Origin of the sequence: Marinobacter maritimus, assembly GCF_007671675.1 — a bacterium.
GTDB classification, from domain to species: Bacteria; Pseudomonadota; Gammaproteobacteria; order Pseudomonadales; family Oleiphilaceae; genus Marinobacter; species Marinobacter maritimus.
The window spans coordinates 135,137-152,041 of record NZ_VCGW01000002.1 but is presented as its reverse complement, the minus strand read 5'-3'; the positions used below and the strand labels follow the sequence as shown (position 1 = coordinate 152,041).

Annotated in this window: 16 protein-coding genes and 1 riboswitch; of the genes, 1 reads left to right on the top strand and 15 read right to left on the bottom strand. The window is 55.9% G+C overall.

From position 1 onward, the window contains the following. Positions 1-133: 133 nt before the first annotated feature. Positions 134-329, bottom strand: a riboswitch (cobalamin riboswitch). An 81-nt stretch (positions 330-410) separates the two neighbouring features. Continuing rightward, positions 411-1,160, top strand: coding sequence for a DUF3047 domain-containing protein (locus FFI90_RS07740; protein ID WP_144777372.1), 750 nt, complete (start codon positions 411-413; stop codon positions 1,158-1,160). Positions 1,161-1,169: 9 nt separating this feature from the next. Here FFI90_RS07740 and FFI90_RS07735 read toward each other — a convergent pair whose 3' ends face one another. The 15 genes from FFI90_RS07735 to FFI90_RS07665 all read right to left on the bottom strand — a co-directional run bounded on the left by FFI90_RS07735 (position 1,170) and on the right by FFI90_RS07665 (position 16,537). After that, positions 1,170-1,952 (bottom strand): substrate-binding periplasmic protein, encoded by a 783-nt coding sequence (locus FFI90_RS07735; protein WP_144777371.1) that lies wholly within the window; start codon positions 1,950-1,952, stop codon positions 1,170-1,172. A gap of 104 nt (positions 1,953-2,056) precedes the next feature. Beyond that, positions 2,057-3,562: a sodium/proton antiporter NhaB gene (gene nhaB, locus FFI90_RS07730; protein WP_144777370.1), complete on the bottom strand. Its 1,506-nt coding sequence runs from the start codon at positions 3,560-3,562 to the stop codon at positions 2,057-2,059. A gap of 146 nt (positions 3,563-3,708) precedes the next feature. Then, a complete protein-coding gene (locus tag FFI90_RS07725) occupies positions 3,709-4,671 on the bottom strand; it encodes a 5-oxoprolinase subunit C family protein (protein WP_144777369.1) in 963 nt (320 codons plus the stop codon). After that, positions 4,668-5,396 carry a 5-oxoprolinase subunit B family protein gene (locus FFI90_RS07720; protein WP_246123430.1) on the bottom strand — a complete coding sequence of 243 codons (729 nt, stop codon included), beginning with the start codon at positions 5,394-5,396 and terminating at the stop codon, positions 4,668-4,670. Before FFI90_RS07720 ends, FFI90_RS07725 begins: the two co-directional genes overlap by 4 nt. Further along, positions 5,393-6,760: an amidase gene (locus FFI90_RS07715; protein ID WP_144777368.1), complete on the bottom strand. Its 1,368-nt coding sequence runs from the start codon at positions 6,758-6,760 to the stop codon at positions 5,393-5,395. Before FFI90_RS07715 ends, FFI90_RS07720 begins: the two co-directional genes overlap by 4 nt. Beyond that, positions 6,757-7,434: a DUF2848 domain-containing protein gene (locus tag FFI90_RS07710; RefSeq protein WP_144777367.1), complete on the bottom strand. Its 678-nt coding sequence runs from the start codon at positions 7,432-7,434 to the stop codon at positions 6,757-6,759. Before FFI90_RS07710 ends, FFI90_RS07715 begins: the two co-directional genes overlap by 4 nt. 36 nt (positions 7,435-7,470) lie before the next feature. Continuing rightward, positions 7,471-8,754, bottom strand: coding sequence for a TRAP transporter large permease (locus tag FFI90_RS07705; RefSeq protein WP_144777366.1), 1,284 nt, complete (start codon positions 8,752-8,754; stop codon positions 7,471-7,473). Beyond that, a complete protein-coding gene (locus FFI90_RS07700; protein ID WP_144777365.1) occupies positions 8,751-9,347 on the bottom strand; it encodes a TRAP transporter small permease subunit in 597 nt (198 codons plus the stop codon). The genes FFI90_RS07705 and FFI90_RS07700 overlap by 4 nt, the downstream gene beginning before the upstream one ends. Positions 9,348-9,411: 64 nt before the next feature. Continuing rightward, a complete protein-coding gene (locus FFI90_RS07695; RefSeq protein ID WP_144777364.1) occupies positions 9,412-10,476 on the bottom strand; it encodes a TRAP transporter substrate-binding protein in 1,065 nt (354 codons plus the stop codon). 52 nt (positions 10,477-10,528) lie between these two features. Beyond that, positions 10,529-11,323: a putative hydro-lyase gene (locus FFI90_RS07690; protein ID WP_144777363.1), complete on the bottom strand. Its 795-nt coding sequence runs from the start codon at positions 11,321-11,323 to the stop codon at positions 10,529-10,531. A 125-nt stretch (positions 11,324-11,448) separates the two neighbouring features. Beyond that, positions 11,449-12,333, bottom strand: coding sequence for a LysR family transcriptional regulator (locus FFI90_RS07685; RefSeq protein ID WP_144777362.1), 885 nt, complete (start codon positions 12,331-12,333; stop codon positions 11,449-11,451). Positions 12,334-12,373: 40 nt separating this feature from the next. Next, a complete protein-coding gene (locus FFI90_RS07680; RefSeq protein ID WP_144777361.1) occupies positions 12,374-13,147 on the bottom strand; it encodes a metal ABC transporter permease in 774 nt (257 codons plus the stop codon). Continuing rightward, a complete protein-coding gene (locus tag FFI90_RS07675; RefSeq protein ID WP_144777360.1) occupies positions 13,134-14,057 on the bottom strand; it encodes a metal ABC transporter substrate-binding protein in 924 nt (307 codons plus the stop codon). The genes FFI90_RS07680 and FFI90_RS07675 overlap by 14 nt, the downstream gene beginning before the upstream one ends. Before the next feature lies 1 nt (position 14,058). After that, positions 14,059-15,165: a hypothetical protein gene (locus tag FFI90_RS07670; RefSeq protein ID WP_144777359.1), complete on the bottom strand. Its 1,107-nt coding sequence runs from the start codon at positions 15,163-15,165 to the stop codon at positions 14,059-14,061. Positions 15,166-15,232: 67 nt separating this feature from the next. Further along, positions 15,233-16,537: a YncE family protein gene (locus FFI90_RS07665; RefSeq protein ID WP_246123428.1), complete on the bottom strand. Its 1,305-nt coding sequence runs from the start codon at positions 16,535-16,537 to the stop codon at positions 15,233-15,235. Between the last annotated feature and the right edge of the window lie 368 nt (positions 16,538-16,905).

Sequence of the window (16,905 nt, the reverse complement as noted above, 5' to 3'; positions counted from 1 at the left end):
GCGTGAATTCCATAACCTTCGCGTACGCAGGACGAACCTCGGCGGCAGCCTTCCGTAACCAGACAGTGGCTGTAATCATGCCTTGTTCGTTGCTGCTCACCTTGTAGGGCCAAATGCAGGCGCCTGAGTCGCGAAGGTACAGTCTTCCCTGGCAGGTCTTCGGACTCAGGGGCATGAACCTGGTGGTTCTGCCTTGCGTGGCGACTTCCCGGCTTGCGCCAGTGTCTTCATGCCACGCTCGTTCCCCAATACCGCTGCGCGTCAGTTCCGGATTCTCACCGGATTCCCGATACCATATCTGGTATCAAACCAAGGATTTGGGCACTATATACGGTATCAATAAACGCGACAAGGCACTTTTCTTCAATCTGCCGGTCTCTCACGAACACACTGCAACCCGGGACAATCCCATGGGCACAACCCCACGCTCAGCACTCTGGCTACTCCTCGCGGTGGTCGGTCTGGCTTCTCCGCACCTGCTGGCACAGGAGCCGTTGCTGCCGGCATTCTCGAAAATGACATCACTGGCTGATGGCTGGGAGCCGCTGGAATTTCCCAACATAGAACAACATTCCCGCTATGAACTGATCAGTGAGGGCGGCTCCCAAGTGGTCAAAGCACAAACCTCCGGCGGTGCTTCCGGGCAGATCACCCGGCTGAACATAAAGCCGGAAAGCTCACTGATGCTGAGCTGGCGATGGAAAGTGTCCAATGTGTTTGAAAAAGGTGATGCGCGGGAGAAATCTGGTGATGACTACCCTGCCCGCATTTACGTCGCCTTCGAATTCCAGCCTGCCAAAGCGGGCTTTTTCGAACGGGCGAAGCGAAAAACGGTAGAGGTATTGTTTGGTGAGGAATTGCCGGGCAACGCCCTGAATTACATCTGGGCAAACACCCTGCCCGAAGGCGAATTCATTACCAACCCTTACACCGACAAAACCGTGATGGTTGCGGTGACTTCCGGCAGCGGGCAAGTTGGCGAGTGGGTGAGTATCGAGCGGGATATAGTTGCCGACTACCGAGAGGCTTTCGGGGAGAATCCGCCTCCGATTCGGGGCATCGCAATCATGTCGGATTCAGACAACACGGGTGAGCAGGCAACGGCCTGGTATGGCGATATCACTCTCACCTCTGCAAAAAATCTTGCAAAACCCGACTAAAACGCCTTTCTAACGCGGCCCTTCAGGAAAACCGGGGATAACAAACCCGGAGTCTAAATCCTGGACGGGCGGGGCCTCCCCTCGGCTGACAAGACGCAGATAGGCATCGTCGAGCTCTTCACGGAGCAGCGCTGCTCTGGGGCTGGCCAGGGAAAACAACCAGGCCGAATAGCGCGACCGCAATTCCGACTCTCGAATCATGCTGTCCGCTGGTTGGGTAAGAATTGCCTCAACGGGCTGGCGATAATCAAGAACATAATCACCGCGTTTCAGCTTAAGCATCTCGAGCGCTGCGCGATTGTTGGGGGCTTCGGTGAGAAGTATGCGACCTGAAGCTTCAAGCCAGGCAAGCAGCCCGCCATAGGTGTAGCCACCGATCACGATAACGGTTTTGCCTTCAAGCTGGTCAAAGTGCAGCAGCGGCTCTGATGACTCAAGGTACCAGGCGCTCAGTTGCACCGGGTGCGCATTAACCCAGCTCTCAAGAACCTCTCCCTGAAGGCTGGGTATGCCCGACAGCCCGGGCCAAAGATCTATGGCGCCGCTTTTGAGATAGAGATAGATTCGGCTGACCGGCAGGTAGATAAACTCTGGCGTGTAACCCGCTTCTTTGACGACCTCCCGGGTGAGGTCAATAAAAAAACCTGCCGGCTCACCCTGTTCGTTCTGGTATTCGATGGGAGGGAACTCGGTATAGCCGATGCGCAGCGTATTAGGACCTGTTTCTGCAAAAACCGGGCTTGCAAGAACGGCGATCGCCAGAAGCAAAAGAGGTGTCCAGATTCCAGTCATAGCCCCAACACATCATGTGTGCAAATTGTTCCAACTGCGTATGCAGAGATTAGCAGAGTCGCAACGAAAGCGTAGCGCTCTTCATTTCAGGACGGCAAAAACCATCAGATGTGAAAGGTAACCATATACAAGCCAACGCCGCCCATCACCAGAGTGTACGGGAACGCCATCACCACCATTCGCCCGTACGAGAGCCGCACCAGCGGTGCAATAGCGGATGTCAGCAGGAACAGAAACGCGGCTTGCCCATTGGGCGTCGCAACGCTGGGCAGGTTGGTGCCAGTATTGATGGCAACTGCCAGGTCCTGAAAGTGCTCATAACTGATACTGCCGGCGTCCAAGGCCTGTTTGACCTCGCTGATGTAGACCGTAGCGACAAATACGTTGTCGCTGATCATTGAGAGCAGTCCATTGGCAATAAAAAACATGCCCGGTTGCTGGCTTTCCGGAAGCGACAGTACGTAGTCGATAACCGGCTTGAACAGGTGTTGCTCATGAATCACCGCCACCACCGCAAAAAACACCACCAACAGGGACGTAAATGGCAGCGATTCCTGAAAGGCTTTACCTATCTGGTGTTCGCCGGTAACACCGGTAAACGACGTGATCAGGATAATGACCAACAGGCCGATCAGGCCCACTTCGGCCAAGTGCAGAGCCAGGCCGACCACCAGTATGACCGCCGCAAACGCCTGCACCCAAAGCGCGGCTTCGTCTGCCTTGGTGCGTTTGGCACGCTCGTTCTCAGCAAACTCTTCCAGCACCCGCCGAACCGGCTTCGGGAGCCGTCCGCCGTAGCCAAACCAGCGCATTTTTTCCAGCACCCAGCAAGTTAAAAGCCCGGCCGCCAGCACGGGCAGGCTTACCGGCGCCATGTGCAGGAAGAACTCGATAAAATTCCAGTCCACAACCTTGGCGATCAGCAGGTTCTGAGGCTCACCCACCATGGTGGCCACGCCGCCGAGGGCGGTGCCAATGGCACCGTGCATCAGCAGGCTGCGCAGAAACGCCCGGAAGTTTTCCAGATCGTCGCGGTGCAGTTCAACGACGTCGTCGTCACTGTCCGCGTTGTGATCGCTGCTCTGATATCCCTTACCCGATGCCACTTTGTGATAGACGGAGAAAAAGCCCACGGCAACGCTGATGATTACAGCGGTTACCGTCAGCGCGTCAAGAAACGCTGAAAGCACCGCGGCAGCCGCGCAGAACAGGAGGGAAAGGGCTGATTTGGAGCGCACGCCAACCAGGATCTGGGTAAAGGCCACCAGCAGCAGATCCTGCATGAAATAGATGCCCGCCACCATGAACATCAGCAGCAGGATAACCGGGAAATTGGTCAGCACTTCCAGATACACGGCATCCGCTGTGGTCAAGCCGATCAGCAACGCCTCTATTGCCAGCAAGCCACCGGGCAGCAATGGATAGCACTTTAGCGCCATCGCCAGAGTAAAAATGAATTCGGCGATCAGAAGCCAACCTGCGGCAACCGGCCCCAGCAGAAACATCACAATCGGATTGGTAATCAGGAACAACACGATAATCTGCTTGTACCAGACGGGAGCCTTGCCAAGGAAATTACTGGTAAAGGCAGAAAACATGGTCGTGGGCATTGCGGGTTTCTTCTGGGTTAGCGGGCGAAAACAGTATGTGGCAGCACGTCTGTATCTTCCTTGATATTTCTGTGCCGATAAATGCGACAAAGATACAGGATAGCCCCGTTCTTTAGTACCGCCAGTTCCAGGGTTATATTCGCTCGCTAACGGGAGTTCGCGTTAAAAAGAGCCCGGAAAGACCGGTACTCTTCAAGTACAGCGCCACTGCCTTTCGCCGTCAGTTTTACGCGTTCTCTCGGTAAACACTGAGCGAGCCGTGACGCCGATAAAGGTGAAAGGGAGCCAAGCCGGGGATAGCCGCCAATGGTCTGGCGATCATTGAGCAGAACAATCGGCTGACCATCGGGCGGTACCTGCACGCCACCGAGGTTAATACCCTCTGAAACCAGTGTGCTGATCTTGCAGTTGAGCCTGGGGCCGATAAGGCGAACGCCCATGCGATCCGCGCGGTCATCAACCTGCCACCAGGTGTTGAACGCGTCGAACAAACTGCGGCCCGCGAAGTGCGCAATTTGCGCGCCCGGCAAGAGGTCCAGCACCGCCGGCTGGCTGAAATCCGGTATGGCCTCCCGCGGAGCCTGTTTGAGGCCTTCGCCAGCATGCAGCTCCGTGGCGTGAACAGACAGATGATCACCCGCTGCCAGTTTGGCACCCATGCCGCAGAAGCCACCCAGCTCTTCCCGGGTTACGCAGGCAACACCGCCCAATACAGGCTCTGCCACAAACCCGCCACAAACGGCGAGATAAGCCCGAAGCCCACTTGCCGGCTTGGCAAAAGCCAGGGTCTCTCCTTCTTTCCAGGTTATCCGTTGCCACAGCGGAACCGGCTTTTGCTCCAGAGTTGCGCCCAGGTCTGCACCGGTAATGGCAATGTCCAGATCCCTACCGGCAACCAGCTGCAGGCCACCGAAGGTAATCTCCAGGTTGGCCGTGCCCCAGGGGTTGCCGGTAAGCAGGTTGGCCCAGGCCCAGGAATACAGATCCGCCGGGCCACCCTGGGTGACGCCGAGATGGCGAACGCCAAATCTTCCGCTGTCTTGCAGCAAAGCAAGAGGGCCGGCACGCAATACTTTGATGCAGGGCTCGGCGTTAGCTTGTTGTCTCATGCCAACGGCTCCATGGGCGTGGTATCCCCGCCCTCACGTTCAAATTCCTCACGGCTCACGGGTACAAAACGCACCTGATCGCCCACGCGCAAAAGGCTGAAACCCTCACGTGCCCGGTCAAACAGCCTGGCGTTGGTACGCCCCAGCAGGTTCCAGCCACCGGGCGTTCCCGCTGGGTATGCGGCTGTCTGACGGCCCGCCATGGCCACGCTCCCCGGTGGCACACGCCGACGGGGTGTATCAAGCCGGCCACACTCAAGGCGGGGATCGGTTAGCCCCATAAAAGCAAAGCCGGGAGCAAACCCCAAGGCAAACACTCTGTATACCTGCTGGCTGTGAGCGTCAATCACGTCACTGACCGCCATGCCGGCGTGCTTGGCCACCCGCGACAGCTCCGGGCCCACGCTGGTGTCGTACCAGGTTTGAAGCTCGTGTATCTCTCCCGCATGGGCGCTGTCATCGGGTTCCAGATCAACGAGTATCCGGCTAATCAACGTGCGGGCGTCAGAAGGCGATACCCTCAGCGGATCAAAAACAACCAGAAGCGTGGTATAGGAGGGCACCAGATCAATCAGCGCATCACCAAACGCCTGCTCACATCGGCGCGATAGCGCGGATAACCAAAGCAGATTGTGCTCGTCGATATCCTCGAACAGCCTCACGATCCAGCTATCCAACCCTGCGGATTCGAGCCTCGGATTACGCAGCGCCGGCTTATGGCTCAAGGCTGATGTACCTTTTCCATTGCTTGCGCGATTCCAAGCACGGAACCATCCGAGCCATTACGGCCGACCAGCATAAGCCCGCTTGGCAAATCACCTGGGCGATGGTTGGGTAGCGTGATCGCGCTCAGATCCAACAGGTTCGCAACGGTTGGGTTGCGCAGAATCAGCAGATTCAGGCGCGCATAGTCTTCATCACTCTCAAGATCCGCCAGCAGTGGCGGCTCAATCGGAACGGTTGGTGCAAGAAGCCCGTCATAGGAGGCAAGCCATTCATCCGCCTGTTTTTTTCGTTCTGCCCGGCGGTGTAGCAATTCCAGGTAATCCGCTGCACTGATGCCTGCGCCTCTTTCCATGCGTGTGCGTACTCGGGGGTCGTATTCATCGCCGTGCTGCTGCAGCCACTCGCGGTGAATGTGGTAGCTTTCTGCCGCAGTGAACCCTCCGCCCTCGAGCAGTTCATGCAGTGCATCCAGTACCGGTGCATGTGCCTCTTCAATATGGGCCCCGCAATCTCTCAGCGTACGAAGGCTGCGGGCAAACGCCTCAGCCACCCCGGGAGACAGGTCATTCATCATGTGATTGGTCGGCACCACAAAACGACGCCCGCGCAGATCAACCGGCGCGCCCGGCTGCCAGCGATAGCCCGCAAGCACTGCGTCAATGCGCGCGCAGCACTCAACGCTGCGGGCGATCGGACCTATGGAATCGAGACTGTCGGATAGCGGGAAGGAACCCTCGCGGGGGATTCGTTGCTGGGAAGGTTTGAACCCGACCAGGCCACAGAATGCAGCAGGAATACGCACCGAACCCCCGGTATCACTGCCAATAGCGGCAACCGCCATTCCGTGAGCCACAGCTGACGCAGCACCGGACGAAGACCCGCCAGATATCCGCCCCGGCGCCAGCGGGTTCGCCGGCGAGCCATAGTGCGGATTGAGCCCCAGCCCGGAATAGGCAAACTCGGTCATGTTGGTGTGCCCGGTAATAACGGCGCCTGCCCGGCGTAGACGGGAAACCACCAGGGCATCACTCTGTGCCGGCTGTTTCCACCACTTGGACCCCGAGTGAGTCACCTCACCGGCCACATCAAACAGAACCTTGAGCGCTATCGGCAGGCCGGCAAGCTCACCCAGAGGAACGCCGCCCTTTTGAAGGGCGTCAATCGCGGCGGCTTCGGCTCTTGCTGTGCGGTCAAAGCGGGCCGTATAAACCTGATTGGCGGGATCATCGTGCCGATCAATGTTGTCCAGACAAGCTTCCAGCAACTGGCTCGCATGCCACTTGTTCTGATGTATCCCGTCAAGCAGCGACGCTAAGGTCGCCTCTGACAGATCCACAGGAGCCAGACCAGACTGTTCCTTCATTTCACCACCGATAACGTCTTTATATGATAAAAATGCTCGAGTTTCCGGCCCGTTAACGGGTCCTCAAGAACCATGCGGAAAGCTTCAGAAGGGCGCACGCCACCAACAACCGGCAGAGTACCACACAGCATGGCCTGGCCAGGCGCGAGCTGCGGCGCATCCAGGCCAAACCGCTGCAACAGGTCCTTCGGGTGCAACAGGCCCGTAACACCGCCCTGCTGGTAAAGCACCTCTTCACCCTCAAACGTTGCGTAAGACGATATTTTCAGCTCATCCCAGTGATCAATAACACTTTCCAACGTCCACAGCTGCTGGCCCACAGGCTTGGCACACACCTGCTTGGAATGCGCCACAGACCAGGCCTCGGCTTCCCGATCGGTATGATCCGAGCCAATGCCTACGTAGGTGCCCTGCTCGGTGCCAATCAGAACAACTTCTACTTCACCGCTGGATTCACCGCCCAATACCTGCACGGTTTCAGCCGTTGTCAGTTGGTCCGCCGATACACGGTAGAACAAAGGCGTGCTTGAAGGCGGCGTAACACCAATCGCCTTAAGCTCTTCGATATGCTCATCAATGCCTGCCTGCTCACGGCCTGCCCATCCGGCAATAATGAGCTCCTGCACATCAATCTCAAGGGTGTCGTTGGTATCTGCCAAACGAAATATTGTCATGACCAAATCCCGTTATGTCTATTTAAGGGTGAATAATCAGTTCAGTACTCCGGGCAAATACAACGCCAGAGCCGGGAACAGCACGAGCAGAACAACCATAACCATCATGAACCCGACGTAGGGCAGAGCACCGATCATCACATCGTTGAACGAACCCCCTTTGCGAACACTCTGCACCACATACAGGTTCAACCCTACAGGTGGGGTGATCAGAGCCATTTCGATCAATAAAATCAGCAGTATACCGAACCAGATCGGATCAAAACCCAATGCAATAATGATGGGGGCAACGATCGGAATGGTGATCACCATCAGCGACAGCGTTTCAATGAAAAAGCCCAGAACAATGTACAAGCCAATGATGAGCAGAAGGGTCATATAGGGCCCAAGACCGGCCGAATCCAGAAACGAACTCAGCTCACGGGTAATGCCTGTCGAAGCCAACACAAAGTTGAGAAAGTACGAGGCGATGATGATGAGCACGATCATACCGGTTGTGCGCATGGTGCCTTCAAGCGCCTCCATTACAACGCTGGTGCTCAGTTTGCCCATGAACAATGCAATCAGGAGCGCACCAATGACGCCCAGTGAGGCCGCTTCCGTGGGCGTTGCCCAACCAGCGTAAATCGACCCGACCACAATACCGAACAGGGCCAATACCGGAACCAGGCTGGTCAGCCCTGAAAAACGCGCGCGCCAGGTATGGTGAGTGCTCGGCCCGCCAAGCGATGGCCGCCACAGGCAGATCAGGGCGGTGCCCAGAACAAACAGGAAGGCCAGCAGCAAGCCTGGCACCAGCCCGGCTGCAAACAACTTTGGAATGGAGGTTTCCGTCAGAAAACCATAAACGATCAGGTTGATCGACGGCGGAATCATGATTCCCAGCGTGCCGCCGGCAGCAATCGAGCCGGTAAACAGCTTCGGATCGTAGTTCATTGCCTTGCCTTGGGGAATGGCAACGGTACCGATTGTCGCAGCCGTCGCAACACTGGAGCCGGACGTTGCGGAAAACAGCGTGGCGGTAGCGATATTGGCGTGAAGCAGCCCGCCGGGCAGCCAGGAAAGCCAGCTTTCAAGCGCTCGATAGGTGCTCTTGGCAATCCCCGTTCGAACCAGAATCTCACCCAGCAATATAAACAGCGGTATGGCGATCAGCAGAAAACTGTCTGACGCCGACCACAACACATCTCCCATCGCGTTAATCAGCGGGAAGGGAGAAAAGAACTCATCAAGAAACAGCGCCAACACAATCAGTGTGGCTGCCACCGGAACACTGAGAATAAGCAGCACCAGCAAAACAATCAGCGAAGTAAGGATCATTGGGCAGCCTCTCGGTTCTCGTCGGCAATTTGCTCATCAAGCGTTGGGCTGCCGGCCACTCTTTGCACATCCTCGATGTTGCCGCTCAATAAACCGAACAGCACGCGAAGAGATAGCAAGACGACCGCAATACTGAACCAGACAAGGCCAATCAGCCAAAGCAGCTGCGGTATCCAGATGGGCGTACCAAGCGGGGTGTTTGCCCGGGAACCGCCGGAGTAGGAGTGATGGGCAACCTCAAACGCGGCGCCCACAACCAGCACACAGAACAGCGCAAGGGACAGCATGGCGATCAGATCAAGCACACTGCGTACACTGGTCGGCAGCGTCAGATACAAAGCATCGATACGAATATGAGCTTTGCGCATAAGGGTGTAGGCAAAAGCCCAACTTGAGCTGATGGCCATGATGTAACCCGTCAGCTCAGTGGCGTGAACACTCGATCGACCAAAAATCTGGCGCGAAAGGACCTCGGTTGTGACCAGACCGACGGTCAACAGAATAAGAAGCCCCGCCGCCCGGGCCATCCACAATGATCCGATATCTACACCGACAAGCAGTCGGTCCAGCCCGTTATTGATCTGTTGTAACATAGGATTCTCCAGGGCGAACGAGGGCTGTCTGAAACAGCCCTCGTTCTTTTAACTGACCAACGCATTACTTGGCCGCTTTAAGACCCGTTACCTTGCCGATGGTCTCGTTCCAGCGATCAACCCACTTCTGATCAACGCGATCAGCCCAGTTGGGCAGCAGTGTTGCCTGCAAATGACGTGAAACTTCTGTGAAGTCGGCGTCCGTTGCTTCAACCAGAACCATATCCCCGGGTTCACCGCGCACGCACTCGTCGTTGCCGGTCAAGCAGGCGATACCTTCTCGAGTTTCCTCAACGGCAGACTCCCACACGAGATCTTCATAGTTAGCCTGAATTTCGTTCTGCAGCCACTTCTGGGTGTCTGCCGACAGCGAAGCCCACTTCTTGCCATTCATTGCCGTGAGCACATAATCCCAACCGCCTACTGGCAACGGATAGAGGTGCGTCGACACCTCATGCCAGCCAGAGCTGTAGCCTGAGAGCGACCCGGTGACCGCACAGTCGATAACACCGCGCTGCAAGGCACCCGGTACCTCACTGAAATTCAGTGTTATGCCTTCAGCACCCAGGGCTTGCACAAACTCGGCCGTGGTGCGTCCGCTGGCACGAATTTTTTTGCCTTTCAGGTCCGAGAGCCCTTTGATTTCTGTGTTGCAGAACACTACCTGCGAGGGGTATGGCGCTATGGCAAGCAGTTTGGCGTTGTCGAAGCGCTCAACAAACGCATCGGCGAGCACAGGCCGATACGCGTTCGCGATCTTCCGTGCAGTCTCCACGTCCGGAGCCATCATTGGCATATCCAGCCCTTCAAGCTCAGGGGCGTCTTCTACCGCGTAGTCCGCCACAGTAGAGGTAACATCAATGACGTTGCGCGCCATTAAACGGTATACCTCACCTCCGCCAAGACCCATCTGGTCAAAGGTGGTCACCTCGGTCGAGATACGTCCGTCAGAAGCTTCAGGTACATGCTCCTGCCAGAAGGGCTTTTCAAAGTTTTTGTACAGAGACAGGCTGCTCCAGCTTCCAACATAGGAAATACTGGTGTTATCAAGCTCCTGAGCCGACGCCTGAGCGGTGGCAGCAAGCATTACAGCGGTCACTGCGGATACGAGATATTTTCTTGTCGTCATTGCCTTCTTCCTCTTCTATTTATTTTGGTGTTACAACGGTGGCAGGACAGCGTTAAAGCAAAGCCACCTGGCTTTCAGGAATGTCCGTGACCAACATGTGGCCCGGTGTGTGTGTAATCGCAAATTCGATCCCCGAATCCATGAGAACCTGCTGTGGTGTAACCCCGCAGGCCCAGAAAACCGGTATCTCATCTCCTGCTACAGAGACCGCATCTCCGTAATCAGGTGAACCAAGATTCTCTATTCCGATCAATGAAGGGTCGCCAAGGTGCACAGGTGCGCCATGGGTCTGGGGAAAACGCGTGGTGATCTGAACCGCGCGGATAGCGGCCGCGGCACGGAAGGGACGCATGGACACAACCATGTTCCCGCTGAATCCTCCCGCCGGGCGCAAGGGAATCGAAGTCTTGTACATGGGCACGTTGCGCCCTTCCTCAATGTGCCGAACCGGCACGCCATTTTGCAGCAGAGCATTCTCAAAGCTGAATGAGCAGCCAATGGCAAAGGTCACCAGGTCATCGCGCCACACCTCTGAAACGTCGTTCAGCGTGCCGTCGAATTTGCCATTGCGGTATACGCGGTAGGAAGGCACATCCCGGGCAATATCCAGATCCTCGCCCAGCACGTCGCACTGCCTTGCGCCCGGTTCACTGACTGCCAGCACCGGACAGGGCTTCGGGTTTGCCTGGCAGAAGCGCAGAAAACCATTGGCTTGCTCTTCCGGCAATATGACCAGATTGACCTGAACAAAACCGTTGGCCATGCCGGCAGTCGAGCCGACCAGCGAACCGTTACGGGCTGTCTGCCTGACGTCGGCCGGCGTAAGAAAGCGCCGAGGGTGATCCATCGCAACCATAATCCTGCCTTTTTGTGATTTTTATTAAAGCTAGCGCAGGTTCAATGATTAGCACAAATCGAATTTTAGAATCGACTTCGATAGCAAAAGCTGATCAGTCAGACTTAATGTAAATTTTAGAAGGGCTTAGAGCCAACGATCTTGAGGGAAAGATCCACCACGGCCCGCACAACATTTGCACCCGGTGCCGAGCAATACGCAACATTGAAAACGAGATCGGGAATACTCGCCTCCACCGCGAACTCACGGAGCTGCCCTGTTGCGAGTTCGTTTTTGATGATTTCCTTCGGCAAGGCGCTCACGCCGATGCCGTCTAACGCCATGCGGATGATGGTGGATAGCGAAGAGCTGGAATGAATCTGGGTGGAGTTGCTCATTTTATTGATCAGTGAGCGAATATTGACGTGAGGCTCGCTCATTCTCGGATAGGTAATAATCGGAATTTTTGCCAGTTCGGAGAGGCTTATGGGCTCGGGAGGAAGCGCCAGTTTGGGGCTGACAACCCAGATCAGGGGATAGCTATAGAAAGGCATATTGAAAAAGCCCTCCTGCTTCACTTCACCGATAAGGAACGCAATATCAATCTCTCGTTTCAGCAGTTTTTCTGAAAGATTGACCGAGATATCAACATCCAGCTCCAGGTTTATCGCCGGGTAGGTTTCACTGATGCTTTCTATCAACTCCGGCAGCCAGGTGTAAGCAACAGTTTCTGCAACACCCAGACGTATAGTACCCTGAATGGCATCCGGGCTGGCAACGCTTTCAAGTAATTCAGCATGGAGCTGGAGAATTTTTTCGGCGTAGGACAGTACCTGCCGACCTTCAGCGGTGAGAACGGCATTCCGGCCGGAACGATCAAAGAGCTCTATGCCGAGCTCATCTTCGAGGCCGGAGATTCGGGCAGAAATCGTCGGTTGTGATGCGTAGAGTTTTTTTGCTGCCGCTCGAAAACTGCCGAGTTTGGCAATCCAGAAAAAGGTTTCCAACGATTTGATTTTCATAATAAAATCACTTTTCCAGGTTGAGCGTCGGGCAACAGTTCTAATCAGTTTTTGGCTTATTAAAGCGCCTCTGGCCCACAACGATTGGCCACACGCATGCAGTGAAAAGAGTGGCCACAACAATTGCCGGCCCCACCGGCACATCCCGGATCACCGAACAGGCAATCGCCAGGAGATGGCCGATGATCGCACAAATCGAAGCCGTAAGCGGCTTTTTACCGTGAAGCGATCCAACGATGAGCGGCGTAATAATGAGTGTTGCGAATACCACATAGATGCCCGCCAGAGACACAGCGTATGTTACAGCGATGGCGAAAACAGGAATGAAAAACGCTCCAGAGATCCAGCCGGGAAACCAATAGCCAAGAAGCCAGACCAGGAACGCCATGACGGCCGTTGCGATAACCAGCTCTTGGCTTGCCCACAACAAATCGCCAGAAGCCGCTCGCTGCAATGACTGGGCGCCATGGGGATCGTTGCTGACCAGCAGGACAGCAAAGCTCGCGCCCAACACATAGAGGATGCCTATCCCGGCCTCTTTTGCCTCACCAAGATGGCGGAGAATCAGCTGTACGGCCACAGCCGCCAGCAGCGCAAAGACCAGGCTGGTGACAGACGCGCCCGCCAGGTTCTGGTTCAACACGAAACAGGTCCCTGCCGTCCCCGCCAAAGTCCCCAGCGATGCCCACTGCGCGATTGCAAGATCGGCAAAAATTACTCCCCGCGCAATCACCTGATACCCCAGTGGCACCAACAGAAAACAAAGCAGCACACTGCCTGATACAGGCAACAGCATCCACTCATAGGCCGCCACCAGGTTCCTCCTGCACAGTTGCTTCGAGTGTGTTCACGATCATTGAAATCAGTCCGGCGAGCGTCTGTGTTTCACCAGAGTCGGTCACTGTTCCCGGCACCACAAGAACCGGTTTTTGTATCTGATTTGCCAGCCAGTTTGCGGGTTGCGGATCTTGGTGACTGGCGATCAGGATCGCATCCACGTGCATCAGGCCAGGCTCTGTCAGTAGCTGACTCAGGTGACTGGCGCTGGGCGGCAGTCCGGGTTTGGGCTCCAGTTCAAACCTTGCGTCCATACCCAGCCAGTCCAGCAGGTAACTGAAGTTGGTGTGCTGGATGACAATGGTATGCCCCTGCAAGGCCTCCGCTTTCTGTCGCCACTCGGCACGATGCTGACTCCAGCGCCCGCGCCATCTTATGTACCGTGCAAGAATATCGCCTGAGGCCTCCGGTCTTAACTGTCCGAGGCGGTGCGCGAGGGAATCCGCAATGGCCGGAAGCTGGTCCGGCGACAGGTGCACGTGGGGGTTTCCCTCCGGGTGCACATCACCCATGCTGCGATCCACATGCTCATGCGGCGCATGCAATTGGGCATACTCCGCCGCAAAGAACAGACCGGAACGTCCGGGCTGGACCGCAGGGTTTGAAGCGCGCTGCAAAAGCGTCGGCAACCACCCTGCCTCAAGTGAAGCGCCTGTGCAGACAGCGAGATCGGCACCGCGCATGGCTGCGATCAGGCTGGGCCTGGCCTCGATATAGTGAGGGTCCTGCAGATAGCTGGTTGCCGTTGTAACCTGGGCATCCGGCACGAATTCCTGCACCAGAGCTGCCCACTCGGGCTCACATGCAAATACCTGAAAATCTGCGCGAGCAGGCAAGGACACAAGGCCAAACAGAATAGTGATAAAGAACCATCGGGTATAACGCATATCAGTACCCGTGGGCGCCGTGGGCACCGAGCGACATCACGTACTGCACCATTACGGTGTTATCTGCTTCGCTGAACCCGGTATCCGACTGATGAGTGTACTGCAGCCTGATCGTGGAGAAATGCGATCGGGACCAGGCCAGCATGACATCTGTTTCCTGCAGGCTCTGGCTGTGAAAATGATCACCATGGGGTGCTCGAAGGTCCACTTCGCCATAGCGAACACCTGCCGACCACTGTGGTGCAAACTGATAGACGCCGGAAACATACCAGCCTTTGTGGTCGTCGTCGGAGGTGGCATATTCATTCAGATCATCGGCGTAGAGGTATTCGCCGCTGAGCGTGACCTGTTGCTCCCTGGCATTGCCATTCGGCGACCACTTCCAGACTGCATCGGCAACGTAGAGGTTCTCACCGGTGTAAGAAGCGCCATGACTGTGGTCATGATCACCTTCATGGTCGTGCTCTTCTTCGGCTTCACCAGCACCGATATTGCGGTTGTTCAGGTAGGACAACCCCAATTGCCAGCTCTGAGAGACCGACAAGTCTCCGCCAACACGCGTATTCAGCGTATAGACACCAATACTCTCTTCACCCTCTGACAGCTGATCGCCTTCGAACGCTTCGGCACCCACCTGCCAGAAAAACGGCGTTGGCAGCAGGGCGTTCACACGCAAGCCAGTGTCGTAATAGTGGCTTCCCAGAAGCGCACGGTAAACGGCGGGACGCTCCACAAAATCATCTTCATGCAGGTGCCGACTATTCAGGTAACCCACCTGGGAAAGAAAGCGACCACCCCGCACACTCAACCCGGCAGGCAAGCCGTTGGTTTGCAGGTAGGCTTCCTCAATCAGTATTTCACCCTCACCATCATGCTCCTCGAAAACGGTCGTCAACCGGCCCGAGAACATATCGTCGATCGGGGCAGACAGGGACAGCTCCGTATGCCCGAGGCCAAAGCCTTCCTCACGGTGAGATAACGCGGTGTCGTTCTGTTTGTAATATCCATCGAGCGTAATGCTGACGTCGGGGTTGAGTTCGTTTGCAACGGCCCCGTTCACAAACGCGAGCAAAGGCATCATGGCGAAAGGTACAACACGGTTAAACATAGAAGCTCCAGCATCAATAGGCAGGGCAAGCCATCAATCACTGGCCTGCCCTGCGGGAAAGAATGGGTTAGTGAGAATGTTCTTCGTCGTGGTGGTCATGGCCGTCGCCTGCCAGACCCAGCCACGCAATGCCCGAGGCGTTAAAGCCCAGGTCGATGGTCCGGACAATCCCGCCATCGGTCGTATCAATCTCGATAACTGCCTGACCACCGGCCTCCAGGACAAACAAACGATCCTGAGCAGACGAGAGAGTAACCGCCGGCGCTTCGCCCTCACCCGGCGCATCCGTCACCGGGAATGTGCCCATCAATACCCAGTCGTCAGACGGGACAAACAACCGCAATCCACCGTCATCACCCAGTACATAGAACACCTCACCATGGGCAGAGAAACCTTGAACCAGCGGCCCGACTCCGGCACCAAGATCCAGCTCCAGATAGACCTGTGTTTCAGATTCCGGATCGATCACGAACATCTGGTCGCCGGCAAGTCCAACCAGTTCTTCAACATCATGATTACCCAGCAGAGTTCCGATGCGCTTACCTTCAGCAAGGCTTGCAGGATTCGCCAGTTTCGCAGTCGGGTAGCCCGGCTCTTGCAGGTCGATAACCAGCACACCGTCACTGCAACCAAACCCGAGGCTGTGTGCGCCCACCGCAGCGCCATGGAGAGCCGGGCAGGTCTCGGTGTAACGCTCTTCGAACTCGAAACTGCCGCCATCCAGGTGATAGCGTTCAACCATAGTTGGCAGTGTCGTTCCCGTAATAGAACTGTCCCGGTAAGTCACGAACAAATGGCCATCAACCAGCTTGGCAACACCATGCATGTTGGTTTCCAGGTCCAGGCTGGCAAGGGTGCTGCTGCTTCCGAGAGTTTCATCCGAAAAGACAGTGACCTTTGAGCTGGCGGCATCACCGCCGTCGAAGAAAACAACGCCGTAAGAATCGCCCACCGTGTAGTGGGTGGGTTTGTGATCGTTCAAGGTCAGCGACAGCAGGCTCGGGGTCTCTGCGTAGTCGTGCAGGTGATCGCCGTGATCCTCGGTATAGAGCCCACTGTCGACGATGGAGACCAGATCGTTACCTCTCTGGACGGCAACGAGGTAGCGATTCCCGGGCGAGGCGTACAGCGCAGGAACCTCACCGCTCATAGCCATGGACGACAACAGCTCCCCGCTATCAAGATCGACGATCTTCAGCGCCGACTCGCCCGCGTCGAACAACGCGAGCCGGCCAGCAGTATCGATCTCAGTATCAGTATGCGGGTCGTCGGAATTGCTGCCACCGCAGGCTGCCAGGAGAATGGTTGAGACCAACAGGACCGAGGTCTTCAGAGGCGGTACTGCGAAGAGAAAAAATTGGTTTGCGGGCACTATGAGATTCTCCATTTAATGTTATTACGTTGCATTTCTGATACGGCAAAAGCCGGATTTTTATTGCTTAGGTACTCAGCACTGCAGGTTGCCTTACTTAGGTTAGGTTAGGTTAGGTTATGTTATAACATAACACTCATCAAGAAAAGGTGATGCGCTTTTGTCATCACCCGCCAACAGAGCAGGGTAATGGCAGAAAAACACCTGCCATTGTTCGACATTGACCACTCTCGAACACCGCTGAAGAGCACATCGAAAAACCTTCAACTGATTGCTTTATATATTTTTATTTTTGGTGGCACACATACTGCTCTCAAGCATTTCGATTGTCCTGCGAGTTGGTACGCCCAGGGTCGCTTCATCGCTGA

Coding starts and splice junctions, on each gene's coding strand:
- FFI90_RS07735 (WP_144777371.1), bottom strand. CDS start 1,952: ATGACTGGAATCTGGACACCTCTTTTGCTTCTGGCGATCGCCGTTCTT.
- FFI90_RS07670 (WP_144777359.1), bottom strand. CDS start 15,165: ATGTTTAACCGTGTTGTACCTTTCGCCATGATGCCTTTGCTCGCGTTT.
- FFI90_RS07675 (WP_144777360.1), bottom strand. CDS start 14,057: ATGCGTTATACCCGATGGTTCTTTATCACTATTCTGTTTGGCCTTGTG.
- FFI90_RS07685 (WP_144777362.1), bottom strand. CDS start 12,333: ATGAAAATCAAATCGTTGGAAACCTTTTTCTGGATTGCCAAACTCGGC.
- nhaB (WP_144777370.1), bottom strand. CDS start 3,562: ATGCCCACGACCATGTTTTCTGCCTTTACCAGTAATTTCCTTGGCAAG.
- FFI90_RS07700 (WP_144777365.1), bottom strand. CDS start 9,347: ATGTTACAACAGATCAATAACGGGCTGGACCGACTGCTTGTCGGTGTA.
- FFI90_RS07725 (WP_144777369.1), bottom strand. CDS start 4,671: ATGAGACAACAAGCTAACGCCGAGCCCTGCATCAAAGTATTGCGTGCC.
- FFI90_RS07715 (WP_144777368.1), bottom strand. CDS start 6,760: ATGAAGGAACAGTCTGGTCTGGCTCCTGTGGATCTGTCAGAGGCGACC.
- FFI90_RS07740 (WP_144777372.1), top strand. CDS start 411: ATGGGCACAACCCCACGCTCAGCACTCTGGCTACTCCTCGCGGTGGTC.
- FFI90_RS07710 (WP_144777367.1), bottom strand. CDS start 7,434: ATGACAATATTTCGTTTGGCAGATACCAACGACACCCTTGAGATTGAT.
- FFI90_RS07695 (WP_144777364.1), bottom strand. CDS start 10,476: ATGACGACAAGAAAATATCTCGTATCCGCAGTGACCGCTGTAATGCTT.
- FFI90_RS07705 (WP_144777366.1), bottom strand. CDS start 8,754: ATGATCCTTACTTCGCTGATTGTTTTGCTGGTGCTGCTTATTCTCAGT.
- FFI90_RS07690 (WP_144777363.1), bottom strand. CDS start 11,323: ATGGATCACCCTCGGCGCTTTCTTACGCCGGCCGACGTCAGGCAGACA.